Origin of the sequence: Pseudomonas sp. TAE6080, from assembly GCF_018732265.1 — a bacterium.
GTDB lineage: Bacteria > Pseudomonadota > Gammaproteobacteria > Pseudomonadales > Pseudomonadaceae > Aquipseudomonas > Aquipseudomonas brenneri.
On the sequence record NZ_JAHIDY010000048.1, the window covers coordinates 14,986 to 40,270 of the forward strand.

Below are 25,285 nucleotides of genomic sequence, written 5' to 3' on the forward strand. Positions count from 1 at the left end.
GCTCATTTCCTCATGCGCGGGTCGAGACGATCACGCAAGGCATCGCCGAACAGATTGATAGCCAGCAACGTCAGGCTGATAAAGATGCCTGGGAAGACCCCCAGCCACGGCGCCGTCGAGATATAGGTGCGGCTCGCCGAGAGCATGCTGCCCCAGGTCGCGGCCGGTGGTGGAACCCCAAGGCCGAGGAAGCTCAGCGCACTCTCCGAGAGCAACGCCCAGCCAAACATGCTGGTGGCCAGCACACATAAAGGCGCCAGGCAGTTGGGCGTAATGTGGCGGAACATGGTGTACAGCTCGGAGTTGCCGATAACCCGCGACGCCTCGATGAATTCCAGTTCACGCAGCGACAGCACGCTGCCGCGTACCACCCGCACCACCGAAGGGGTGTAGGCGATACCCAGGGCGAGCACGATGCCGTACTGGCTGGCGCCGACAATTGCCATGATGCCCAGGGCCATAAGGATGCCGGGAAACGCCAGTAACGCATCGTTGAGCATCATCAACACGCGGTCGGTCCAGCCGCGCAGGTAACCGGCGAGCATGCCGATCAGCGTGCCGCAGATGACCGCCACGCTGACCGAAAGCAGGCTGATCCACAGGCTGGTACGCGCGCCAATGATCAGGCGACTGAACACGTCGCGGCCAAACTCGTCGGTGCCCAGCCAGTGCGCGGCGCTCGGCGCATGCAGGCGCGAGAGCAGGTCCAGCTTGAGCGGGTCGTAAGGTGTCCACACCACGCCGAGCAATGCCAGTAACACCAGGGCCGCAAGCAAGCTGCCGCCGATCAGGGCGTTCAACGGTGGGTAACGCCGACGCCGCCGAGGCTGGGGAGCCGCCACGGTGGGCAAGGCAGGAGTCTTGAGGTTCATAGCTTCACCCTTGGATCGAACAGCGGATACAGCAGATCCACCAACAGGTTGACCAACACATAGATGCAGGTGACCAGCAGCAGGCAACCCTGCAGCACCGGGTAGTCGCGGGAGAAGATCGCATCGACCATCAAGCGGCCGATACCTGGCAGGGTGAACACGGTTTCCAGCACCGCAATGCCGCCGAGCAAGTTACCGAGGATCAGGCCAATCAAGGTCCAGGTCGGCGCAAACGCGTTGCGCAGGGCGTGCTTGCACAGCACCGCGCCTTCCGACAGGCCCTTGGCCCGTGCATGGGCGATGTATTCCAGGCGCAGTACCTCAATGGTGCTGGCCCGCGCCATCCGGGCAATGGCACCGAACTCCACCAGGGTCAGGGTGATGATCGGCAGTACCACATAGGTCAGCGCTTTCATCGGGTCGCTGGCAAAGCCGACGTAACCAATCACCGGCAGCCAACCCAGTTGAATGCCGAACACATACAGCAGCAGCAAGCCCAACCAGAAGCTCGGCACCGACAGCAACAAAGTCGCCGTCGCCACCAGGCCCAGGTCCATCGCGCTGTTTTGCTTCCAGGCAGCGAGCAACCCCACCGGCACCGCGAGCAGGGTCGCCAGCAATACCGCCACCAGCACCACGGTTGCACTGACGCTGAAGCGCTCGACCAGCAATTGCAGCACCGGCTGGCGGCTGCTGATGGACACACCAAGGTCGCCGCTGAGCACCGACTTGATCCAGATCAGGTACTGGGTCACCACCGAGTGGTCCAGCCCCAGGCTGCTACGCATGTCGGCAAGGCTTTGCGGGTCGGCCATGTCGCCCAGCATCAGCAACGCCGGGTCGCCGGGGATCAGGCGGATCAAGGCAAAGACAATCACCGAGATCAGCAACAGGGTCGGCACCGCCATGCCGAGCCTGTGCAATATGAATCGAAACATAGCGCTACGCCTTACTTGGAAGTGTCGGCCAGCTTCACGCCCCACAGGCGCGGCTTGGCAACGGGCCAGGAACGATAACCCTCGACGCGCTTACCCATGGCGCCGATGGCCGTGCCGTTGTAGATGACCACCATGGGCACATCCTCAAGCATCAGCGTATGCAACTTGTCGAACAGTGGCTGGCGCTTGGCGGGGTCAATTTCACGCTGGGCCTCACGCAATATCGCCAAGGCCTGGGGGTTGTCCCAGACTTTGCGCGGTTCCTTGTTCTTGTCGCCGATCACTGATTCGTAGCTTTGCGCCGCATCGAATCGCCCTGAATAGGAGAACGACATCATCTGGTAGCTGCCGGTCTGGTAGCGCTCCAGTTGCGTGCCCCACTCCAGGGTCTCCATCTCGATATTGATCCCTGCCGCCTGGGTCATGGCCTGGCTGAGCAGGCCCATGTCGAACATTTGCGGGTAGCGTTTATTGACCAGCATGCGGATTTTTTCACCGCTGTAGCCGGCCTCTTTCAACAGGCGCCGGGCCTCGTCGAGGTTGTAGGTATAACCCCGGTGCGCGGTGCCGTCGTAGTACGGGCTCGCGGTGGGGATGACCGAGTTGTTGACCACCGACAAGCCATCGGACAACGCCGCGACCATCTGCGCGTAATCCAGGGACAACGCCACCGCACGACGGATGCGCACGTCCTTGAGCAATGGGTCGCGAGTCTGGAATAACAGGCCGCTGATGGTCATGATCGGGCTGACCTGGATCTGCAGGTTCTTCACCTGCTTGAGTTGTGCAGCGTCCATCGCGGTCACGTCCGGCAGCAGGTCCACGCCACCCGACAGCAGCGCGGCCTTGGCCGAGGCCGAGTCGGGGATTACCTCGAAACGCACCGTGTCGACAAACGCCTGCTTATTGCCGGTGTAACCATCCGCCTCGGTTTCGGCCCGTGGGGTGTATTGCTTGAAGCGATCCAGCTCGACGTACTGGCCCTTCTGCCATTTGCCCAGGGTGAACGGCCCGGTGCCAATCGGGGCGCGCCAACTGCCATCGGCGGCCAGGGAGTCCGGGTGCAGGATGCCGCTGCCGGCGCAATCGGGACGGGCCATCGCGGCCAGGAACAAGCCGTTGGCCTGGTCCAGCGTGAACACCACGGTTTTCGGATCAGGCGTGGCCACATCGACGATCTTGGCTGCGCCGCGCCCATCGAACTCCGCCAGGCAACGCCACTGGGTCTTGGGATCCAGGTAGCGCTGCCAGGTCCATTGCACATCCTTGGCGCTCAGCAGTTGGCCATTTTGAAAATGCACGCCGTCACGCAGAGTGAAGGTATAGCGCAGGCCGTCCGGCGAGACGGCAACCGCGCTGGCGAGCATCGGCGCGATGCTGGTGTCTTCACGGTACGCCACCAGCCCTTCGACAATATGCATCATCACCGCGTCGGTATTGTCGTCGCGGTTGACGCCTGGGTCGGTGCTGCGGATATCACCGTTGAGGCCCACGCTGATGACCTGGTCTTGCGCAACCGCCATGGACAAGGTGCACGCCGACATCGCGACGGCCAGTGCCGTCTTTACGTAACTATTCACGGGAGAAAGACTCCTTGAAGGAATTTTCCGGTCAGTGGCCGAAGGCCAAGGCAGGACCGGCATCAGAATGAGTGAATCCTTGGTTATTGTTATACGGTCTGTTCTGAGTGCATCTACCTGCGGTGTATCAGCCCAGGCTGCGCTTGTGGCGCAACACCTTGGCGAAAAAATCCTGGGCAGCCGGCATGGCCTTGACGCCCTGGTGCGCGACGTTGGGCAGCAGATCAAAGTGCACCTGCACGCCGGCGGCTTCGAAACTGGCCTTCAAGCTGGCCAGGCGCTCGGGGCGCGTGCGGCCAGCAGCGTTGGCACCGGGCATGAAGTGTTTGCCGCCTTCGCGGTGGGTGATTTCCCAGGTTTCGAGGTCTGAATCCCCCACCACCATATGCACCGGCAACTGCTGCAAGGCTGGCAGGTTCAGCGGTTTGCCAAAGCGCGTGGCGAAGTCCCGCACGCCCACCCACCAGTCCTGGTCGGCATCCAGTAAGGTCACCGAGCCCGGCGCACCGATGGATGCTGCCCAGAGTTTCTCCGGGTGCAGGTAGCAAAAACGATGGGTGAATTGCCCGCCGCCGGAATAACCGAACAGCGCGAAGGTATCGAAACGGCGACCGTAGCGCTTGCCAACGCTGGCGATCATGTCGAGCAATACCTGGTCGTAGCGGATATCGCCTTCGACCATCTGTTTGTAGCCATCACCGTTGCCGTCCCCCAGCACGCCGACCGGGAACAGCGGCGACAAGATCACACAATCGTTCCAGCGGCCAAACTCTGCGAAGCCATTGCGATAAATCTCCATCGCACGGGTCGAGCCGTGCAGCGACACCACCAGATCTACTGGCCGGTTGCGGTCCTCGATGGCTTCAGGCACGTAGAGGGTGTAAGCAAAACGACTGTCCTCATGATGCGAATACACGGTGGTCGCGCCGAGGTGGTACACGTTCTTGGCAGCACGCAAGGCTGCATCTTCAGGGCTGATATCTGGATTGCTCATGGGGAAAAGTTCGCCGAGTCAGTTCGGACTGGAGTATTGGTCGCTCGCTATTAAAAGAAAAACTAATTTAACTTTAGCAAGAGTAAATAAAACCTTTACCATCCATGCACACCCATGACTACGGGCCTTCCTATGAGCAACATCCGTTTCTTCAAGACGTTCATCGCCGTCGCCGAGTACGGCAGTTTCGCCGCCGCCGCCGACCGGGTGGCGCTCACCAACGCCGCCGTCGGCCTGCAAATGCGCGCCCTCGAAGAAGAGATGCGCCGGCCGCTGTTCGACCGCAGCCAACGGCAGATCAAGCTGAGTCGCGATGGCGTGTTGTTGCTGCCCAAGGCCAAGCGCCTGCTGGCGGACTACGAGCAAATGATCGCCGAGGCACCCGATGACATGGCCATGGAGGGTGAGGTGTCGATCGGCGGTATTACCTCGGGCATGGGCCTGCTCGCCAATTGCCTGGTGCAACTGAAAAAACTGCACCCGCGCATATCGGTCAACCTGATGACTGCGCGCTCCGATGAAGTGGTCAACCTGGTGCACGCCGCCAAGCTCGACGCGGCCCTGCTGATCGAGACGGCACGGCAAAACTTCGACGGCTTGAGCTGGACCCTGCTCTACAACGAGCCCATCGTCATGCTTGCCAATACCACACAGACCGCCGGCATCAACGATGCCGTGGAATTGCTCAGGACCCAGCCGTTCATCCGTTATGACAGGTCCACCGCCGTGGGCCGCAAGGTGCAGTCGATCATCAAGAGTGAATCGGTCGAACCGTTGGAAATCCTCGAACTGAACTCGATCATCGGCATCGCCGACCTGGTCCGCCAGCAAGTCGGGGTGGCCATCGTGCCGCTGTTGAAGAACTTTGACTGGGACAAAGACCCCAGCCTGCGCGTCCTGCCGCTGCCCGGCGACTTGGCGGTACGCCGGGTGGGGATCTTGGAGCAAGGCACCAAAAGTGCGATTACCGGGGAGATTCGCAAGTTGCTGATGTCGGCCGTGGCGAAGTGAGCCTTACCTGACGCTCATGGCTCACGCTCAGCCAACTCTTCCAGCAAGTCAGCGGATGGCACGAAAAACAAGCTGCCGGTGACCGCCGTACTGAAGTCCAGCAACCGGTCATAGTTACCGGCAGGCAGGCCGACAAACATGTTCGCAAGCATCCGTTCCAAGGGCTGCGGCGAACGCGCATAGCCGATGAAGTAGGTACCGAACTCCCCCGCTCCCGGCCGGCCGAACGGCATGTTGTCGCGCAGGATTTTCACTTCCTCGCCATCCTCGGTGAGGGTGGTCAAGGCACTGTGGGAGTTGCTCGGCTTGACCTCATCTGCCAGCTCGATATCCGACAGTTTGGTGCGCCCGATCACCCGCTCCTGGGCCTCTGTGGACAGGGCATTCCAAGCCGTCATGTTGTGCAGGTACTTCTGCACCAGCACATAGCTGCCACCCCTGAATGCCGGATCTTCGTCACCGACGATGGTGAAACCGACAGCCTTGCGCCCGGTTGGGTTCTCGGTGCCGTCGACAAACCCAATGATGCTGCGCATATCGAAATTGCGGAAACCCTGGACCTCATCGACCACGGTCACTGCATCGCCCAGGGCCGCCATGATTTGCGTGGCCAGTTCAAAGCACAGGTCCATGCGATCGGCGCGAATGTGCAGCAACACATCCCCAGGCGTGGCAACCGCCATGCGCCCTGCTACACCAACTGCCTGAAACGGATGCAGGGCAGCCGGGCGTGGTGTGCCGAACAATCCATCCCAGGCCGTCGAGCCAAAGCCGCACACACAGGTCAAGTTGCCGTCGGGCACGCGCTTGCCGACCGAGCGCGTGAGGGCTGCGATATCGCCGCACCATTCCCGTACCGTCCTGGCCGCATCATTGCCGGGGGCAAGTGTGGCGACCATGAAAATGGCGCTGCTGGTGATCGGGCTACATACGGGCTGAGGGTCAATATTCGGGTTCATTGTGATGGGTTCCACATTTAAGCGTCCGGTTAAGTCGCCTTGACGTCATACATTCTGGCTTGGTTTTTTACAGACCACATTACTATCGAATCTAGTGGGCGTTGTTATCTGGGACAAGGCTGCGCGCATGTCGAATCTACACTGGTTATTGTAAGTGAGCTTCACAGAGAGCAGATTCTAGAGGGGATTCATCTTCGACCAGTTGTCAGACGCCACAACAGCTGTGCCCGTAGTCGGGGCGAATGGAAAGACCTGGGACGCCAAAACTGTTTACGACCTGACCTTAGCAATACTTGGTGATGAATATGCCGACGTTATGTCTTCGGACGAAGTGATCGCTCAGTTCACGTAAGGCTAAGAGACGTCCTTAACCGCCCGGCCTCACCATGATGCATACGTCCGCTAATCACACCTTGCCACCTTGGGCTTAGCCGACACTACTCACTGGCCAGGAATCGGTTGATGATCATCGAGACCGCTTGCACTGAAGAGGTCAGTGCTGTGTCTATGCAAAACGGAGCTTTGTCCCACGGCTCATATTCATGATCCAGTACAGACTGCCAGGTTGGCGGAGTCAGACCGGGAATATCAACCACTCTTGTTTCTACCCGGCGCTGATGTTCATGATTATCGGAGCAAATCACTTGGATATTTGCTAAGCGAACACCAGAGTGTGAGGCGATTTCGCTCCACGCAACTCGGCTTTCGATGACGGGGTTGACACAATCAACGATGACCGTGCGGCCCAAACGAAGGTTACTCCGCGCAAGCTCATAAGCGACCATATAACCACTGCGCCCTACATCTTGTGCAAGAGCACCAGAGTTTCGAATCGCCTGCTCAATCGTATCAATGCGCAGGTACACGGCGCCTGTCGTAGCAGCGAGATCATTGGCGATAGTCGTTTTTCCTGTGCCGGGAAGGCCGCTAAAGACGATCAGCATTCTATGTCCTTCGATTAGTGAGTTAACCCAGTGTAGGCAGCGGCCAGTTACCCCGGGGATATTCTCGGCCTGTTCGACATCGGGGGTCCTGGGTAATCTGGAGGTCCCGCAGTCTGAAGCCACGCAACTTGCCGATACGTTTGTCGGTGATATTACCTGGTTGCCCTTTGGCAGCTTTCGCGGGGTGTGGCTGAACGTCAGGTTCCGCTGATTGGGGTCCAGCCAAGCGAGCAGGGCCTGATGCCCTGCCCGCTAATTGCCCGGGCAGTGTCTAAAGCAGCGTCCAGGTGTAACTGAGGATCAGCCGATTCTCATCAATATCACTACGGTAATTAGAGCGTGCCATCACATTACGTACCCGAATTCCCAAGCCTCTGAGCACACCACTCTGCACGGCATACCCGATATCCAGGTCCCGCTCGCGGTCCCGTCCTTCGTAACCGGCGCCGGTATTCACGTTGTCGCCCGTGATATAGCGCAGCGTGGTCGTCAGCCCCGGTACCCCCCATGCGGCAAAGTCGTAGTCATGGCGCACTTGCCATGAACGCTCGTCGGTATACGCAAACTCGTAGGTCGGGACTTCGTTGCCCAAGGGCGTGACATTGGCAAATACCCTCGGGAAGGCACTGTCGCCATACATGGCCTGATAACCCACGTAGAAGGTATGGCCACCGCGTTTGGCCGAAAGAAGCGAAAAAAACGCCTGGTTATCGATCTTGCCGAGCAACTGGTCGCCATCCTCCCGCGCAGTGTAGTAGCCCAGATTGGCGCCCAACACCCAATTCCCGAACGGCTGGCTGTGCTTGAAGCCGATAAAGTCCTGGGCATAGATGTCTTGCAACTGCCCATGCCAGGTGCTGACGCTGCTGCGATTGCCATTGAAGGTGTAGTCGCCCCCGACATAGTTGAAAGCATCACTCTGAGCCCCGCGCTGCGGCACATGGCCGAGCATGGCGAGCATTTTTTCATCACCGGCCTCATTGCGCAGGCTGGTGCTGGTCAAGTGCCCGGCCTGCAGAGTGAGGCCGGTGATTTCACTGGAGCTGATGCTGAGCCCCTGGTAACTGGGCGGCAGCAGGCGTATGTCGCTGAAGGCCAGTACCGGCAGGTTCGGCTGCAGCTCACCAACCTTCAGTTCACTCCTGGACAGCCGCGCCTTGAAGGTCAGGCCCAGGCGACTGTAGTTGTCGGCGGCGCGGCCATCGTCCTTGACCGGCAGCAAGCCGCTATTTACTCGGTCGGGGCTGCTGTCGAGCTTGAGACCCAGGGTGCCCAGCGCATCCAGGCCAAAGCCTACTGGGCCTGGGGTATAACCGGACTTGTAGGTGAGGATAAAGCCCTGGCCCCATTCCTGGGCCTTGGACTGCTGGTTGGTGCCGACAATGTCCGAGAAGTCGCGGCTGAAGTAGTAGTTGCGGGCCTGCAAGGTGGCGGTGGAACTCTCGAAAAAGCCGCCCTCGCCAGCCGTTGCGGCAAGGGGCAGCCCTAGCAGGGAAAGCCAGATACGTTGTGTGTTCATGTCGTTGCTCTTTGTTTTTATTATCGACGGTTAGAACGGTTACAGCGCCTGGGCAGCCGGCAGGCCAACACGGGTGCGCCGTTCATTCAGGACAAACACCGTCATCGCCAGCGCCGCTATGGCACCGGGGATGGCAAAGGCCATGAAGTTCAGTTGCAGGGGCAGTTCGATCGCCATCAGCGCGCCGCCCAGCAACGGGCCGACGATCGCGCCATTGCGCCCGATACCGGACGCCCAGCCCAGGCCGGTGGCGCGAATCGACAGGCCATAGAGCTGCGCCGCCCCGGCATACAGGAGGATTTGCGTGCCAATGGTGGTGGCGCCCGCGATGAAGATCAGCAGATACAGGAGCGGCATCGGGCTGTTGATGCCCAACAGGCTGATCGACACCACTGCGGCGGCAAAGAAACAGATCACCACTTTCACCAGGTTCAGCCGATCGCCCAAACGCCCGCCGATCAGTGCCCCGGCCATGCCACCCAGGTTCAAGGCAATCAGGAACGACAGGCTCGACCCCAGGCTATAACCGGCCCCGGCCATCAGCTTGGGCAGCCACGAACTCAAGGCATAGACCATTAACAGGCAGCAGAAAAACGCCGTCCAGATCATCGCCGTGCGTACCGCCAGGCCATGACGGAACAGCTCTATTACCGAGGCGCCCTTGCCTTTGCTGTCGGTCACGACCAACTCGTCCTCGGCATCGATCTGGGTGCCCGGCGACAGGCGATTGAGCAACGCCCTCGCCTGTTCCATCCGGCCCTGGCGGATCAGGAAGCCGATGGATTCGGGCAGCCAGAGCACAATCAGCGGCAGCAACACCAGTGGGATAACGGCCACAAAAAACATCGACGACCAGCCGTAGGCCGGCAGCATGAAGATGCCCACACTGGCCGCCAGCATGCCGCCCAGGGAATAGCCGCTGAACATGAAGGCCATCAAGGTGCTGCGGACTTTCTTCGGCGCATATTCGTTGATCAGCGCAGCCGCATTGGGCATCAGCCCGCCACAGCCGAGCCCGGCGATAAAGCGGCAGATACCGAATTCGCTGGGGCTGCTGGCAAAGCCGTTGACCACGGTGGCGATGCTGAACAGCGCAAAACAAAAGACGATGCCTTTCTTGCGCCCGAAGCGGTCGGCCAGGGTGCCGAAGATCAGCGCGCCGAACATCATGCCGAACAGCGCATAGCTGCCCAGGGCGCCGGCCTGCAAGGGCGTGAGCCCCCACTCGCGCATGATCGAGGGCAGGACTACACCGTAGATAAACAAGTCATAGCCATCAAAGATCAACAGCAAGGCACAGAGGCTCACGATCAGCCAGTGAAAGCGGTTGAAAGGTGCATTATCGATAATCGAATGAACGTCATGGGTACGCATGGCAGTGCTCTCTTTATTGTTGTTGTGAGTCAATGTCTGCAGGTAAAGGCGAATCAGCCGAGGTCGCCACCTCCTACCGGCAAGGTCACGCCGGTGATATAGGAGGCCTCGTCCGAGGCCAGGAACAAAATCGCGCCTGCTTGCTCGTCGATGCTGCCGTAACGCTTCATCGAGCTGCTGTCGAGGGTCTGGTCAACGATCTGCTGGTACCACACGCGCTCCTGCGCGCTCTGCGGCTGGCTGTTACGCGGGATGCGGCGTGGCGGTGCCTCGGTGCCACCCGGCGCCGTGGCATTGACGCGAATGCCGCTGCCGGCAGTCTCCAGGGCCAGGCAGGCGGTCAGGGCATTCACCCCGCCCTTGGCCGCGCCATAGGGCACGCGATTGACCCCGCGCGTGGCGACCGAAGACACATTGACGATGGCCCCGCTGCCCTGCTCCAGCATGTAAGGCAGCACGCAATGGCAGCACCACAGCGTAGGGAACAGCGAGCGGCGCACTTCGGCTTCGATTTGCGCTTCGGCGTAGTACTCGAAGGGCTTGGCCCAGATGGTCCCGCCGACGTTGTTGACCAGAATATCGATGCGCCCGAAACGCACCTTGGCAGCGGCCATTACCTGGGCGCACTCGGCATGTTGCTCAAGGTCGGCAGTCAGGGTCAGCGCCCGGTCGTGCTGCAGTTCATGCACCAGTTCCGAGCGATCGACTGCGACCAGCCAGGCACCCTCTTCCAGCAAACGCTCGGCGACTCGCCGGCCAATGCCCTGGGCCGCGCCGGTAACCAGTGCAACCTTGCTGTCAAAACGTGGATTCATGCTGATTTCCTCAGGCCGCATCGAAGCTGGCGACAGCGTTGGGGGTGAATTTCTCGTAATGGAAACTGGCCGGACTCAGCCCGAGTGTTTTGAAATGCTGGCGCACCGCATCGACCATCGGCGGCGGCCCGCACAGATAGACGTCAACATCGCCGTCGTTCAGGGCCTCGCTGGCCATATGCTGGGTGACGTAGCCCTGGCGCGGGTGCGCGGTCTGCGGGTCGGCCACGCAGGTGACAACATCGAGGTTGGGCAACCGTGCAGCGAACGCCTGCAGGGCCTCGACCAGCACCAGGTCCTGATCCCGCGTCACCCCATAGATCAGTGTGATCGGCCGGCCTTCCCCGCGTTGCGCCAGCACTTCGAGCATCGACAGAAACGGCGCCAGGCCGGTACCCCCGGCCAACAACAGCAACGGCCGCACGACCTCACGCAGGTAGAAACTGCCCAGTGGCCCGTTCATTGGCACGCTGTCGCCTGGCTGCGCGCGTTCCAGCCAGCCACTCATCAACCCGCCCGGCACATGCTTGATCAGGAAACTGGCGTGTGTATCGCCAGGGCGGCTACTGAAAGAATACGAACGCGTCTGCCCGCTGTCGGGCACACCGATATTCACGTACTGGCCGGGCAGGAACACCGGGGCCTGATCCAGCTCGAAACTCACTTCCAGTGCGGCATCGGCGTGACGGACAATGCCGGCCAGTGTCGCGGCAAAGTGCGTGGTGCCGGTCTTGCAGGCACTGGACGGCACCGGCACCGCAATCACGCAATCGGACTGCGGCACCATCTGGCAGGTCAGCACCTGGCGCTCCTGGGCTTCATCGGCGCTCAGCGCATCCTCGATATAGTCGTCGCCCAAGTCATAGGCGCCTGTTTCACAGCGGCATTTGCAGGTGCCGCACACACCGTCCGAGCAATCCATGGGCAGGTTGATACGCTGGCGAAAGGCAGCATCGAGGACTTTCTCCCCCACCTTGCAGTCAATGAAGCGGGTCACACCATCCTCGAAGTTCAGGGCAATGGCATAGGTCATGGCGGTGTCCTCAGATGTGGTAGATGTCGATGACCTGGTGGATGTAATCGTTTTTCAGCACCACCTTCTTGCGCGTGATCAGCGGCTGTTCGCCGCGCATATCCAGGCTGTAGAAGGACGTGCCGAAATAGCTGTCCGTGGTCTTGTAGCGATGGCTGAGGGTGTGCCAGTTGAAACGCAGCTCCACCTGGCTGCCATCGTCGGCCAGTACTTCGAGGTTGCAGATCATGTGGACCGTGCGTGGCTCGGGCGTGCTGGCGCTGGAGCGTTCGGTCTTGATCCGGAAGATGCGGTCTTCCAGGCCGTCACGGCTGGGGTAGTAGATCAGCGAGATTTCGCTTTGCGGATCCTCGGTGAGGGTGTCGTAGTCGTCCCAGGCGGGCATCCAGAACTCCACCTTGGGCGAATAACATCCCAGCCATTCATCCCATTGGCGGTCATCCAGCAGGCGTGCTTCGCGGTAGAGAAAATCCAGCAGGCGGTCACGGGACGGGCTCATGGCTGTACCTCCCGGTCGCTGGCGATTAGGCCTTGCTGTTCGCGCTGGATCGCGCGCTGCAGGCTCTGGGCCCAGTGCGCGTGCTGGCGCACGAACAACCCCTCGTCTTCGGTCTTTATCCCGCTCAGTTGCGGGTGCATGCCCATGGCCCGGGCATTTTCGTCGGCCCCTTCAACCCACTGCTTGGCGCCACGACTGAGGTCGTTCCATAAGGTACTCGCGCCCTGGTAGCCGGCCTGGCAGGCGCGGAACTCCTCCAGGTCATCCGGGGTGCCCATGCCGCTAACGTTGAAGAAGTCTTCGTATTGGCGGATACGCGTCGCCCGCTCCTGGGCACTTTCGCCAATCGGCGCCATGCAATAGATCGTCACTTCGGTCTTGTCGACCGCAATCGGCCGCACCACGCGGATCTGCGTGGAGAACTGGTCCATCAGGTACACGTTTGGGTACAGGCACAGGTTGCGGGTCTGGTCGACGATAAAGTCGGCACGTTCCTGGCCCAGGCGTTCGGCCAAGGCATCGCGGTGCGCATGCACCGGGCGCACCTCGGGGTTGAGCAGGCGCGTCCACAGCAGGATGTGCCCGTGATCGAAAGCGTAGACCCCGCCCAGGCTTTTCGACCAGCCATTGGCGTCGACGGTGCGCGTGCCTTCAGCCTCGTAATTGCGCCGGCCCATGGTCGCCGAGTAGTTCCAGTGCACGGAGCTGACGTGGTAACCGTCGGCGCCGTTCTCGATCTGCAGCTTCCAGTTGCCATCGTAGACATAGGACGAACTGCCGCGCAGCACCTCCAGGCCCAAGGGTGCCTGATCGACCATCTGATCAATGATGACCCGGGTTTCACCCAGGTAATCACTCAGTTCCGGCACTGCCTCGCTGAGGCTGCCGAACAGGAAACCGCGGTAGTTTTCAAAGCGGCCCAGGCGCTTGAGGTCATGGGAGCCGTCACAGTCGAAGCTGTCCGGATAGGCGCCGGTCTTCGCATCCTTGACCTTGAGCAGCTTGCCGGCGTTGCTGAAGGTCCAGCCATGGAATGGGCAGGTGAATGAGCCCTTGTTGCCCTGTTTGCGCCGGCACAACATGGCGCCACGGTGGGCACAGGCGTTGACCAGCCCGTGCAGCGTGCCCTGTTTGTCACGGGTGATGACCACCGGTTGGCGGCCAATCCAGGTGGTGTAGTAATCGTTGATCTCGGGCACCTGGCTTTCATGGGCCAGGTAGATCCAACCTCCCTCAAAGATATGCTTCATCTCCAGGGCGAACAGGTCGGGGTCGGTGAAGATATCGCGGCGGCAGCGGAACACCCCGGTAGCGGGATCTTCCTGAACGGACTCGCGCAGTTGTACAGCGAGGCGGTCGAGTGTACTGGTCATGGGGCAGGCCCTCCGTTGTTCTTGTATCAGGCGCCCTCACCGTACGTGTTCGTCCTCCTCCCCAATATCCGCTTCCTGCAAATCAGTATCCGGCTGGCGCAAGCCGCTTATCGATGGCGCTTCCAGGTCTGCGAAGGCAGTTCGCCAAAGCGTTTGCGATAGGCCTCGGAAAAACGTCCCAGGTGCATGAAACCGTGGTCCAGCGCCACTTCCGTCACACTGCGCGTCGTGGTCAGTTGCAAGCGTGCATGCACCCGCTCCAACTTGCGCCGGCGCACATAGTCACGGGGCGACAGGCCAACCTGGCGCTCGAACAGGCTGTACAGCGAACGTTCGCTGACCTTGGCCACTGCCATCAGTTGCTCGATGCTGATGTCCTCGCCCAGGTGCTCTTCGATAAACTCGCGCACCGCCTCGAAGCCGCCCCCTTGAGCCGCCTGGGGGATCACCCGCAGCACGTTGCTGGCCAGCAGTGCCAGCAGCTTATTCGCCACAATCCGCTCATACAGCCCCTGCACTTGCGGCTCGGCGGCGTTTTCCGCCTCGTGGCAGATCAGCCCCAGCAACGGCAGGAAACCGCCCATCTCACTTAACGCATGGCGCGCAGCCGCAAAACGGATACCCGGCTGCGGCAGCGTCCAGTGTTGCGCCAGGCAAGCGTTTTCCAGCAGGCGCACCGGCAACTTGATGATGAATTTTTCGCAGTCGGCGGAATAGGTCAGGTCCACCGGGTCATCCGGGTTGATCAACAAGATCTCGCCCGGCCCGAAGATATGCTCCTCGCCCCGGGAGTTGGAGCGGCAGTGTCCTGTCAGCAGGATCTGCAAGTGATAGATCGTTTCCAGCGCCACCGACGTGACCCGCACCGGCGCGCCGTAGCTGATCCGGCACAAGTCCAGGCTGGAAAAGGTCCGGTGGCTGATACTCGCCATGGGCCGGCCCTTGGGCGGCAGGCGGATACAGTGGCTGCCCACATGCTGGTTGACATAGTCCGATACCGCGTAGGCATCGGCCCGCTGGAAAATCTGGCTGCGCTCACTCAATAGCACGGTCATGGTGCGCCTCTTTATAGTTATTGGCCTCAGGCTGAAGCGTGGCGTAGCGAGCGTCCAATATGGATAAGGTCTAAAGGGATACCCTGAAGGTATGGTGAACTTATCGCGGCTTGATCATCCGCACTAGCCCGCGCGTGAGGCGGCCCGCCACCGTCGGCGTGGTGACACGTCTTGATACGTGTTCCCCCTTGTCCAGATGCTTTTCGGTGACTGTGGCGTCTGTTGTGGATCAATCACGTCTGTAATGGCGAGGGCTTTTACATCGCCTGGCCGCCAATCAGTACATGAGCATCAGTCAGTGAGTGCTGAACCTTTTACGTGTACGAGTCCGAACTTATACTGATAGAATGAGATGAATTCTCATTAACATCCTCAGTATCCCGTGCAATCCACTTCATCCCACCACCAGCATCAGGCCATCGATCAGCTCTACAGCCATCACCATGGCTGGTTGCAGAGCTGGTTGCGCAGGCGCTTGGGCAACGCCGCCGATGCGGCGGACCTGGCCCAGGATACGTTTGTGCGGCTGCTCTGCAGTGCGCCGGGCGAGCCGCTGAACTTCACGACACCGCGCGCCTATCTGGCCACCATCGCCAATCGCCTGAGCATCAACCTCTACCGCCGCCGCTCACTGGAGCAAGCCTACCTGGCCGTACTGGCGCAAACGCCGGAAGACCTCTCACCGTCGCTGGAACATCAGGCGCTGGTACTCGAAGCCCTCGACGAGATCGACCAAGTACTTGCCCTGTTGCCAGCCAGGACCCGGCAGGCATTCCTGATGGCGCAACTGGAAGGTTATACGCAGGAGGAGATCGCCAGCCGCCTTGGTCTCAGCGTGCGTTCGGTACAACGCTACCTTGCGCGGGCTTTCGAAGAGTGCATCGTACTTGCCAGCCAGAGCGCGCAGTATGAGTGAGCCCCCCATCGACCGGCGTATTGCCCGAGAAGCGGCCCTCTGGTTCGTGCGCTTGCAAAATAGCGGCGCCTGCGCTGCCGAGCATGCCGCCGGTGCCGAGTGGCGGGCGCGACACGCTGATCACGAACGGGCCTGGCAACTGGCCGAGCGTTTTAGCGGCCGAGCCCAGCAGCTTGTCGGTGATGCCGGACGAGCGGCTCTGGAACGCCCGCGCAGCCTGGAGCGCCGACAGGTGCTCAAGACCCTTGCGTTGCTGATCGCCGCCGCCCCGCTCGGTCTAGCAGCCTACCGTGGCCTGCCGTGGCGTGAGTGGCAAGCGGATGAGCGCACCGCCACGGGGGAGCAACGCACCCTGCACCTGCCGGATGGCGGGCAGATTCGCCTGAACACTGGCAGTGCCGTCGATATCGCCTACGACGACAGCGCTCGCCGCATACGGCTCATCGCCGGCGAGATGCTCGTCGAAGCCCCCCGCGAACATGCCAGGCGTTCACTCATTGTCGGTACCGCCGAAGCACAAATCACCTTGCTCGGCAGCCGTGTTCTGGTGCGTCAGTACCCGCACAGCACTTATCTCGCCGCGCTGGAGGGCGATGTCGAGGTGCGCCCGCGGTTGTCACCGGGGGATGATGGCCTCATGCGACTGGCAGCGGGCCGGCAGACCCACGTCAACCTCCGTGCTGCCGAGCCCTCAATGGCCCTTGCGCAGAATCGTCTCGACTGGCTCAGCGGTGTGTTGCGTGCAGAAAAGATGCGCCTCGATGACTTCATCAGCGAACTGGATCGCTATCGACCTGGCCTGCTGCGTTGCGATCCTGCAGTGGCCGGGCTGCTGATCTCCGGGGCTTTCCAGTTGCGCGACACCGATCAGATCCTTCACGCCCTGAGCCAGACCCTGCCGATAAACGTCCACTACCGCACGCCCTACTGGGTCACCATTACCGCGCGCGCCAACGCGTAACAAGAATCATTGTCGTGTTTTCCCCAGGCTGGGTGTCCCTTGCGTAATCACATCACTTTCACAGGGCGGGGACGAACACATGGCGACGACGCAGGGCATGCAACCATTGGCGCGGGCGGTACACGCAGCCGCACTGGGTCTGATCATCGCGGGCGGCAGCCTGACTGCCGCATCGCTACAGGCGGCCGAGCAAGGTGCGCAACACAGTCGTACCTATCAGGTGCCGGCCGGCAACCTCAGCAGTGCTCTCTCTGGCTTCGCCAGTCAAGCAGGTATCACCCTACCCATCGAACCCGGCCTGGTGGAAGGCCTGCGCAGCCCTGGTCTAGATGCCGCCACCAGCGTTGAGGGCGGTCTGCAGCAGTTACTGCAAGGCACCGGCCTGCAAGCTGTATCGCAGGGCAATGGTCTCTATCTGCTGACACCGCAGCAAACTGGCACAGGCCTGGAGCTAGGCGCTACCAGCATCACCGCAAAGAACCTGGCGGCGACGACCGAGAACAGCGGCTCCTACACCACCGGGGCCATGCAGACTGCCACCAAGCTGCCCTTGACCCTGCGCGAAACGCCGCAGTCGGTCAGCGTGATCACGCGCAAGCGGATGGACGACAAGGCCATGACCAGCATCAGCGATGTGGCCAAAAGTGCCCCGGGGATTTTTCTCAATAACTCCGGTGGCGTTGGGCGGCCCACTTTCAGCGCACGTGGTTTCGACATCGACAACGTCATGTACGACGGTTTCCCCACCAGCTTCCTGACTTACCTGCCCAGCGGCGAAGCCAACCTGGCCATGTATGACCGGGTAGAGATCGTGCGCGGTGCCGCCGGACTGACCCAGGGCGCCGGCAACCCTGCTGGCGCTATAAACCTGATCCGCAAGCGCCCCACCCACCAATTCCAGGGCACGCTCACCGGCAGTGCCGGTAGTTGGGACGATTACACCGGCACACTGGATGTCGGCGGGCCGGTCAATGAAAGCGGCACCCTGCGCGCCCGCACCGTGGTTTCGCGGCAGGATGCCAAAAGCTTCCGAGACTCCGTGGAGAGTGACGCTGATCTGTTCTACGGCGTGGTCGACGCCGACCTGAGTGAAAACACCACCCTGACACTCGGGGGTTACCGGCAGAAGAACCACACCAACTATATCTGGGGTGGATTGCCCATGGCCCGTGGCGGCGGTCATCTCGGGCTGCCACGCGACACCTTCCTGGGTCATGACTGGGAATACTCGGACAATCGCACTACCGGCTATTTCGCCACGCTTGAGCAGGGCCTGGCCAATGACTGGACACTGCGCCTGGCAGCCATGCAATCGAAGACCGACACCGACGTGCTGGCCTCTTCGGTTTGGGAATACGATCGCCACTATCTATGGACCGAAGCCATGGAGCAGAAGGAAACCGGCTACGACCTGGCCCTGAATGGCCCCTTCCAGTTGCTCGGTCAAGAACATGACCTGAGCGTGGGCGTGAGCAAGCGCAAGCTGGATTATCGTTCTGGTAAGGCCTGGAGCAAATTCATCGACGCTGGCAGCAACCCCTTCGAGTGGGATCCAGGTGCTCATGCCAAGCCCGATTACGTCAAGGGCAGTAATGGCCTTCCCGAGACCACCACTCAGGACAGTGTCTATGCCAATACCCGTCTGCGCTTGAGCGAGCCACTGTCGCTGATTCTCGGTGGCCGCCTGGACTGGTACGCATTCGACGACAGCGCCAGCAGTGAAAATAACTACAAGATCACTCGCAACCTGACCCGCTATGCCGGCCTGGTCTACGACCTGGACGCCAATCACTCGGTCTATGTCAGCTATACCGATATCTTCAAGCCGCAGAGCGATAAAGGCCTGGACGGGAAAGTGATCGTCCCTGTGGTGGGTGAGAACTACGAAGTGGGCATCAAGGGTGAATACTTTGAGGGCGCACTGAACGCCAGCATGGCGGTTTTCCAGATCGACCAGAAGAATCGCGCGCAGGACTTGCCTGACTACAAAGGTTGCGGTTCAGGCCCCACCAGTGCCTGCTACGAAGCTGCCGGCCTGGTACGCAGCCGCGGCGTCGACCTGGAAATCCAGGGTGCCCTGACCGACAACTGGCAATTGGCGGCCGGTTACACCTACACCCAGACCCAATACGTCAACGACGCCAACCCAGCCCGAGAAGGCGAAGACTTCGACCGCAAGAAACCACGTCAACTCTTCAAGCTGTCCACGATCTACACCCTGCCGGGCGTGCTGGAACGCTGGCGTGTCGGTGGTGATATCTATCAGCAGAGCCGCATCCGCGCCTCGGGGGGCACGGGCGCCACGGCCTGGAAAAACGAGCAGGGTTCATACGCGGTGGTCGGTCTGGTGGCGGGCTACAAGGCCAGCGAGCAACTGGACCTGCAGGTCAACGTCAACAACCTGTTCGACCGCACCTACTACAGCAGCGTGGCCAGTGGCGACTGGACCCCGTACGACATCTACGGCGACCCGCGAAATATGAAACTGACTGCCCGCTACAGTTTCTAAGAAGCCGTTCATCCCCAAACGTCCAGGGAAGGACGCGAACAGGCCGTGCAAGACGATTGCTGCTGATCATAAGTGGCAGCAATCGGTTGAAAGCAACGACTGCGCAACCCCCTCCTAGCGCATTACACCCCAGCCAATCAAAGCCGAAACCGCCCCACCGACTGCGCCAACTGCCCCGCCAACGCCGACAACTCATCCGTGGTCCCCGCTGTCTGGCCAATCACGCGGGTATTGCCCTCTGACATCCCGGCAATCATCTCCACCTGGTGCGCAATTTCATTACTGGCCAGGCTCTGCTCGCCAATCGTGCGGGTGATGTCGTTGACCAGCTGTGTGGTGTTCAGCGTCGCCTCCAGAATTTCACGGATCGCCCGCTCCACATCAGCTGTCACCGCCATGCCTTTATCCACCTGGGCAACACCCGCTTCCATGCTGGTCACAGCCTCGCGGGTGCTTTGCTGAATGCGGGCGACCATGCTGGCGATTTCCTGAGTGGATGCACTGGTACGTGCTGCCAAACTGCGAACTTCGTCGGCCACCACGGCAAAGCCGCGGCCTTGTTCACCGGCACGCGCGGCCTCAATGGCGGCGTTGAGGGCCAGCAGGTTGGTCTGGTCGGCAATGCCCTTGATCACTTGGATAATGCTGTAAATCCCTTCGGACTCCTTGTCCAGGGTACGAATCACCAGGGCCGACTGTTGCGCCGAACGGGCGATATCGTCCATGTCGCTCACGACTTGATGGATGACCTGCCCGCCGTTCTTGGCCAGGGTTTGCGCCTGGTTGGCCATTTCCAGCGCGTGCTGGGCATGCCGGGTGATTTCCTCGATGCTGGCGGTCATCTGGCTGGTGGCGGCCGACATGGTTCCCGCCGCCGAGCTCTGTTGCTGGCTGCTGGCGGCCACTTCATGGCAACCACTGCTCAACTGCTGGCTCATGCGGGTGACGCCCTGGGCATTGTTGCGTACCACTTCAATCATGCCGCGCAGGTCATGTTGCATGACGGCCAGGCTGCGAATCAGCATGCTGGCCTCGTCATGGCTGGCAGGTTCGGGGATCGGCTCGCTGAGGTTGCCATGGGCGATGCTCTCGGCAATCTGCCGCGCAAGCTGCAACGGCCGCATGATGCTGCGGGTAACCCAATAACCTTGCACGACCAGCAACAACAGGCACAACACCAGCACCACGCCGAGGGTGAAATTGGCGCTGCGTACGGTTTGACGGGTTTGCTCGCCACTGGCCTTGGAGTTGTTTTCGATCAGTTCGCTCAGGCTGGCCATCTGGCCTTCCAGCTGGGTGAACGCCTCGCTGAAGGTGCCCAGCTCTTGTTGGGCCTCGACGGGATCGTTCAGCGCGACACCGACAATCCGCTCGCCCGAGGTGATGTAATTGTCGAGGCTGGGCTTGATATCACTCAGTGCAGTCTTGAGGGCAGGATTAAGGGGCAGCGCAAGGTTGTCGCCCAGCACCTTGCGAAAATGCGCTGCATGCTCGGTAATAGCCTCCAGCACTTCATCACGGCTGCTGACACTTTTGCCCAGCCCCACCAGCATCGCCGACAGCACATCGGCACGCAGCGCGTCGTGCATCATGTCGGCTTCCAGGTGATTGCTCAGTGCGGTCAGGCTGACCTCGCTGTCAATCATCGCCGCCTCCATCCGTGCATTCCCCAGGTAGTTCACCAGGCTGATGACCAGCACCGTGAGTACACTGGTGCCGATCAGCAACAACAGACGGAGTTTTATCGACATCCCCAAGCCCTCGGCGGTTATGGACTGAAGCAAGGTGTTGATGGCTGCCGTGTGGAACCCCATCGACGCGTTCGCTACCCCTGATTTAAGCCTACTTGCAGGTTTTCGCTGCTTCAGGGCGCTCCTATCTTGAAACGGGCTTGCGTAACAACTGCGGCGTTCGCGTGCGAAGCGCTCGCAACCCAAGCGGTCAACTTGCTAACCTCCCCGACCCCAACGCAGCCCTATCCAGAAGAGACACCCCAAATGCGCGAGCGAAAAGCCGCACGATTACTCGTGATCAGCCCCTCTCACGAGGTCCTCCTTTTCAGGTTCGTTCACAAGGATGGGGCCTTGGCCGGCAGAAACTACTGGGCCACCCCTGGCGGCGGTCTTGAACACGCAGAAACCTTCCAGGCTGCGGCAATCCGTGAGCTGCGTGAGGAGACCGGTATTCAGGTCGAGACCGTCATAGGACCTGTGGCCGAGCGGCAGTTTTCAATGCTCCTGCCCAGTGGCGAGACGGTGCTCGCCCTGGAGCAGTACTTTGTTGTGCATGCGCCAAACCAGGTGCTTTCCAGTGCCGGTTGGACCGTGCACGAGGCCCAGGTCATGGCCGATCATCACTGGTGGTCCGCCCAGGAGCTGAGATCGACCGAGGAAACGGTATGGCCCGAGGCGTTGGTGGAGATGCTCGTGGATGCAGGTATCTTCAAATCGGCGGCGCATCCTTCACGACATTAGGCTTGACTCTGTCCCATAGGACACCCCCTACCCTGCCTTATCTGTTTCAGGTTCCGCCGTCAGCGGATAAGGCAATCCATGAGTGCGTTATCGATGGTCACCGGTGCCAATGGGCATCTGTCCGCCTGATCATCAACCGGCCAAGGCAGTCTGGCAGAAAGGGAGCGGTTGGCCCTTTCTCCAGGCGACTGGGGCCGATGACTAATGCGGCAGTGTGTTTTATCGGTTAAAACCCGCCAACTCTAACAACTACCCAACACCAAAATTACACTTTGGTAATATCGACGCTCTTAAACATTTTTTTCACACGCCGGCTCCCATGAGTAGTTAAAGTCAACACCATACAGCCTCTTGAACACATGCAGTTCTCTCAATGATATCGCCACCCTCTACAACCTTGCCTTACTATCTGATCGTTGGAATATTTGCCACTGGCGCTCATTACATAACACTTTTGTTATTGTCTCTGGTTCTGCCCGCACTCATTGCGACGTTACTGGGAGCAATAGTCGGGACTGTTGTTAGTTATCAGGGCAACAAGCGCTGGACGTTTACAAAGGCTCGCCCATCCGACACTTATCAATGGCTGCGCTTCAGCATCACGGCCTTGGTCTACAACGGTACAAACCTGGCCCTGATGGCGTTCCTGCTGGAGCACTGGCCCCAGCGCCTATGGCTGATGCAGGTGATCACCACCTGTGCCCTGACGTTGATCACTTACCAAATCAACCAGTACTGGAGCTTTCGTCATGAATCGATCAAGAGCTGAGCGCTCCCCACGTCCGATGCTCAGTGTGATTGTCTGTTGTTATAACGAAGCCAAGGTACTGCCTTTTTTTCATAAGCGGCTAATGGCTGTACTTAAGACGCTCAGCATTCGCTACGAAGTAGTGTATGTCAACGACGGCAGCCGCGATGAAACACTGGCGCTACTGGATGGTTATTGCCAGGCGCCTGGCGTTCGTTGTTTGAACCTGAGCCGTAACTTTGGCAAGGAAGCCGCCATGGTCGCCGGTATTGATTATGCGGTCGGGGATGCGTTGTTATTTATTGATGCCGACTTGCAAGACCCGCCCGAACTTATTCCACTCATGGTTCATCATTGGTTGACCGGTAGCGATATCGTCAATATGCAGCGCCGCAGTCGCCTGTCTGATACCTCAAGCAAACGTATCAGTGCCCACCTCTATTACAAACTGATGAACTTTTTGGCCGACAAGTTTGATGTTCCCGCAGACGTCAGCGACTTCCGCCTGATTGGCCCGGCGCCCCTGGCAGCGCTGCGCGGTATGCCGGAACGGACGCGTTTCATGAAGGGCCTGATCAGTTGGCTGGGGTTCAATACCATCGAGTTGCCCTATGACCGTGAGCCGCGTAGCGCCGGTCTCAGCAAATGGGGGCCGCTGGCGCTGATCGACCTCGGTATCGAAGGCGTATTGGCGCTGTCGCGCAAGCCGTTGCGCTGGTTCAGCCTGCTCAGCCTGATGATTTTCATCGCCACCATGGTGCTCATCATCCAGCAGATGAGCGTAAACACCGCCAATGCCCATCACGTGATCATGGGCATTGCTGCGTTCATTACCGTGGGCATAGCAATGATCGGCGAATACCTCGGGGCAACGTTGAGCGAAGTCAGGCAGCGTCCCATCTATCTACTCGACAACCTGCTCGGCGAAGCCCCTGAACGGCCGGAGCACCCCTGCCCGATACACCCTCGCGAACAAGAAAACCACTGATGATAACGACCCGTACGCTATGGCTGGTATTGATCGCCATTTTGGCCCTGCGCCTGGCAAGCCTGGGGCTGTACCCGCTGATGGACACCTCGGAAGCCCGCTACGCGGAAATGGCCCGCAAGATGCTGGTACTCGGCAACTGGGTAACCCCGCTGTTCGAGCTGGACGTACCTTTTTGGGGCAAGCCGCCACTGTCGTTCTGGACCCAGGCGCTGGGCATGAAGTTGCTGGGTATCAATGAATTCGCCATTCGCTTTCCGGCGTGGCTGCTGCATGTCGCCAGTTGCCTGATCATCATCCGGTTTGCCCGTGAGCAGGCCGATGAAAAAACGGCGGTATTGGCGGCAATTATCTTTTCCAGCTCAACCCTCGGCCTGTTGTCAGCAGGTGTGGTGTTGACCGACCCGGCATTGAGTTTCTCGGTACTGCTGGCCAGCTATGGCTTCTGGTGCGGCATGACACGGGGCGACCGCCGTTGGGCACTGGCAGGATTTGCCGGCCTGGGCCTCGGGTTGCTGGCAAAGGGGCCGTTGGTGCTGGTGCTGGTGGGGGCTCCAGCTGTGATCTGGACGCTTTACTACCGACAATGGCGTGCCTTTTTGCACTTGCCCTGGCTGCTGGGCCTTGCGTTGATGCTGGTGATTGCCGTGCCTTGGTACGTGATTGCTGAACAGCGCACGCCGGGGTTTCTCGATTACTTCCTGATCGGCGAGCACTGGAAGCGTTATGTGGTCAGCAAATGGGCCGGAGACTTGTACGGCAGCGCCCATGCCCGGCCCACGGGCGCCATCTGGATGGACCTGATGCTCGCGCTTTTTCCCTGGACGCTGCTGTTGCCAGCGGTGTACTTCGCCCTGCGCCGCTCGGCCCTGTCGGGTCGCTACTATGGTTTTATCGCCCTGTGGGCCCTGGCTACGCCGGTATTTTTCACGTTCTCCGGCAATATCCTGTGGACTTACCTGCTGCCATCGCTGCCGGCCTGGAGCCTGCTGCTGGCTGGCGCACTCAAGGCTGTGCCCTGGCAAACCGGCAAAACCATCATTGGGTTGATCCTCGCGCTGCTGCTGCCGGTATGGCTGCTGATCGCTGCCATCGACGGCCGCGCCTTTGACCGGCCGAATAACCAACGTGATCTCGCCAGGGCCTGGCAGCAGTTGCAGGCAGACCGTCCCGGAACCCTCTTTTACTGGGGCCGGCGCTCCTACTCGGGGGAGTTCTATACGCAGGGGCAGGCACGCCGGGTCGAGGACTTGGCTACCTTGCCCGTTGACCACACCTTTTACATCGCCCGTCGGGTACGTGACCTCAAGCGAGGTATCCAGGGCTTGCAACCGTTCAATTGTGTCGAGCAACTGCGTGCCAGCCAGAGCGTGTTATTCAGGTGCGGCCCCTTGCAGGAGCCATAAGGCAACGCATATCAAATGTAGGAGCGGGCTTGCCCGCGATGGTCGTTAAACGATGACGCTGGCTATCTGACACTCCGCAGCGATCTACCGGACGCCATCGCGGGCAAGCCCGCTCTTATCAAACATAAAATAAGATACTGATTTTAAAAGGTTAAAAATCACCTCTAAAAGCTGAGATTTCGTAGACGCTCCCAGTTTGCTGCGCGACAGCGCTACGTCGAAGATGCAGTGGGGGTTCCCACCTTTGATCTTCACTCAGACTGAAATCCCGGGTCCACCGCCAATCCCCTGTGGGAGCTGTCGAGCTTTAGCGAGGC

At 60.2% G+C, this 25,285-nt stretch carries 22 protein-coding genes and 1 pseudogene; 8 read left to right on the plus strand and 15 right to left on the minus strand.

Annotation, left to right across the window (positions count from 1 at the left end; genetic code table 11):
• Positions 1–2: 2 nt before the first annotated feature.
• The 4 genes from KL786_RS25530 to KL786_RS25545 all read right to left on the minus strand — a co-directional run bounded on the left by KL786_RS25530 (position 3) and on the right by KL786_RS25545 (position 4,384).
• Positions 3–872, minus strand: coding sequence for an ABC transporter permease (locus KL786_RS25530; protein WP_215519397.1), 870 nt, complete (start codon positions 870–872; stop codon positions 3–5).
• Entirely contained in the window at positions 869–1,810 is a 942-nt protein-coding gene (locus KL786_RS25535; RefSeq protein WP_032860461.1) for an ABC transporter permease, read from the minus strand. The genes KL786_RS25530 and KL786_RS25535 overlap by 4 nt, the downstream gene beginning before the upstream one ends.
• 11 nt (positions 1,811–1,821) lie before the next feature.
• Positions 1,822–3,390 (minus strand): ABC transporter substrate-binding protein, encoded by a 1,569-nt coding sequence (locus KL786_RS25540; protein WP_215519398.1) that lies wholly within the window; start codon positions 3,388–3,390, stop codon positions 1,822–1,824.
• A gap of 127 nt (positions 3,391–3,517) precedes the next feature.
• Positions 3,518–4,384 carry an alpha/beta hydrolase gene (locus KL786_RS25545; RefSeq protein WP_215519399.1) on the minus strand — a complete coding sequence of 289 codons (867 nt, stop codon included), beginning with the start codon at positions 4,382–4,384 and terminating at the stop codon, positions 3,518–3,520.
• Between the two features lie 132 nt (positions 4,385–4,516).
• Here KL786_RS25545 and KL786_RS25550 point away from each other — a divergent pair, with 132 nt between their 5' ends.
• Positions 4,517–5,395 (plus strand): LysR family transcriptional regulator, encoded by an 879-nt coding sequence (locus KL786_RS25550; protein ID WP_032860464.1) that lies wholly within the window; start codon positions 4,517–4,519, stop codon positions 5,393–5,395.
• 14 nt (positions 5,396–5,409) lie between these two features.
• On the opposite strand, the gene KL786_RS25555 is transcribed toward KL786_RS25550, so the two are convergent.
• The 9 genes from KL786_RS25555 to KL786_RS25595 all read right to left on the minus strand — a co-directional run bounded on the left by KL786_RS25555 (position 5,410) and on the right by KL786_RS25595 (position 14,966).
• Complete coding sequence (locus KL786_RS25555) at positions 5,410–6,354, minus strand: Dyp-type peroxidase (protein ID WP_215519400.1); 945 nt, start codon at positions 6,352–6,354, stop codon at positions 5,410–5,412.
• Between the two features lie 437 nt (positions 6,355–6,791).
• Positions 6,792–7,298 (minus strand): P-loop nucleotide/nucleoside kinase family protein, encoded by a 507-nt coding sequence (locus tag KL786_RS25560; protein ID WP_032860466.1) that lies wholly within the window; start codon positions 7,296–7,298, stop codon positions 6,792–6,794.
• Positions 7,299–7,569: 271 nt separating this feature from the next.
• Positions 7,570–8,817: an OprD family porin gene (locus tag KL786_RS25565; protein WP_215519401.1), complete on the minus strand. Its 1,248-nt coding sequence runs from the start codon at positions 8,815–8,817 to the stop codon at positions 7,570–7,572.
• Positions 8,818–8,856: 39 nt separating this feature from the next.
• A complete protein-coding gene (locus KL786_RS25570; RefSeq protein ID WP_215519402.1) occupies positions 8,857–10,191 on the minus strand; it encodes an MFS transporter in 1,335 nt (444 codons plus the stop codon).
• Positions 10,192–10,244: 53 nt separating this feature from the next.
• Positions 10,245–11,006 (minus strand): 1,6-dihydroxycyclohexa-2,4-diene-1-carboxylate dehydrogenase, encoded by a 762-nt coding sequence (locus KL786_RS25575; RefSeq protein ID WP_032860470.1) that lies wholly within the window; start codon positions 11,004–11,006, stop codon positions 10,245–10,247.
• Between the two features lie 10 nt (positions 11,007–11,016).
• Complete coding sequence (gene benC, locus KL786_RS25580; RefSeq protein WP_215519403.1) at positions 11,017–12,039, minus strand: benzoate 1,2-dioxygenase electron transfer component BenC; 1,023 nt, start codon at positions 12,037–12,039, stop codon at positions 11,017–11,019.
• 10 nt (positions 12,040–12,049) lie between these two features.
• Positions 12,050–12,538: a benzoate 1,2-dioxygenase small subunit gene (benB, locus tag KL786_RS25585; RefSeq protein WP_215519404.1), complete on the minus strand. Its 489-nt coding sequence runs from the start codon at positions 12,536–12,538 to the stop codon at positions 12,050–12,052.
• Complete coding sequence (locus KL786_RS25590) at positions 12,535–13,911, minus strand: Rieske 2Fe-2S domain-containing protein (RefSeq protein WP_215519405.1); 1,377 nt, start codon at positions 13,909–13,911, stop codon at positions 12,535–12,537. Before KL786_RS25590 ends, benB begins: the two co-directional genes overlap by 4 nt.
• Positions 13,912–14,018: 107 nt before the next feature.
• Positions 14,019–14,966, minus strand: coding sequence for an AraC family transcriptional regulator (locus tag KL786_RS25595; RefSeq protein WP_215519406.1), 948 nt, complete (start codon positions 14,964–14,966; stop codon positions 14,019–14,021).
• Between the two features lie 382 nt (positions 14,967–15,348).
• Between KL786_RS25595 and KL786_RS25600 the strand changes: the two genes are divergently transcribed.
• From KL786_RS25600 to KL786_RS25610, 3 genes are all read left to right on the plus strand, one after another.
• Positions 15,349–15,882, plus strand: a complete 534-nt coding sequence (locus KL786_RS25600) for a sigma-70 family RNA polymerase sigma factor (protein ID WP_215519407.1) — start codon at positions 15,349–15,351, stop codon at positions 15,880–15,882.
• On the plus strand, positions 15,875–16,843 hold the full coding sequence (locus KL786_RS25605; RefSeq protein ID WP_215519408.1) for a FecR domain-containing protein: 969 nt from the start codon (positions 15,875–15,877) through the stop codon (positions 16,841–16,843). The genes KL786_RS25600 and KL786_RS25605 overlap by 8 nt, the downstream gene beginning before the upstream one ends.
• Positions 16,844–16,922: 79 nt before the next feature.
• A complete protein-coding gene (locus tag KL786_RS25610; RefSeq protein WP_252193856.1) occupies positions 16,923–19,352 on the plus strand; it encodes a TonB-dependent siderophore receptor in 2,430 nt (809 codons plus the stop codon).
• A gap of 137 nt (positions 19,353–19,489) precedes the next feature.
• On the opposite strand, the gene KL786_RS30185 is transcribed toward KL786_RS25610, so the two are convergent.
• Both KL786_RS30185 and KL786_RS30190 read right to left on the minus strand, forming a co-directional pair.
• A complete protein-coding gene (locus KL786_RS30185) occupies positions 19,490–20,353 on the minus strand; it encodes a methyl-accepting chemotaxis protein (RefSeq protein ID WP_373347737.1) in 864 nt (287 codons plus the stop codon).
• Positions 20,348–21,166 (minus strand): annotated as a pseudogene (locus tag KL786_RS30190) (MCP four helix bundle domain-containing protein); the annotation flags it as partial. The gene KL786_RS30185 and the pseudogene KL786_RS30190, both read right to left, overlap by 6 nt.
• Before the next feature lie 183 nt (positions 21,167–21,349).
• On the opposite strand from KL786_RS30190, the gene KL786_RS25620 reads away from it, so the two are divergent.
• The 4 genes from KL786_RS25620 (at position 21,350) to KL786_RS25635 (ending at position 24,968) form a co-directional block, all read left to right on the plus strand.
• On the plus strand, positions 21,350–21,826 hold the full coding sequence (locus KL786_RS25620; protein ID WP_215519410.1) for an NUDIX hydrolase: 477 nt from the start codon (positions 21,350–21,352) through the stop codon (positions 21,824–21,826).
• Between the two features lie 373 nt (positions 21,827–22,199).
• Positions 22,200–22,595 carry a GtrA family protein gene (locus tag KL786_RS25625; protein WP_082758871.1) on the plus strand — a complete coding sequence of 132 codons (396 nt, stop codon included), beginning with the start codon at positions 22,200–22,202 and terminating at the stop codon, positions 22,593–22,595.
• 16 nt (positions 22,596–22,611) lie between these two features.
• A complete protein-coding gene (locus tag KL786_RS25630; protein ID WP_143509477.1) occupies positions 22,612–23,562 on the plus strand; it encodes a glycosyltransferase family 2 protein in 951 nt (316 codons plus the stop codon).
• On the plus strand, positions 23,562–24,968 hold the full coding sequence (locus KL786_RS25635; protein ID WP_215519411.1) for an ArnT family glycosyltransferase: 1,407 nt from the start codon (positions 23,562–23,564) through the stop codon (positions 24,966–24,968). Before KL786_RS25630 ends, KL786_RS25635 begins: the two co-directional genes overlap by 1 nt.
• Positions 24,969–25,285 lie beyond the last annotated feature (317 nt).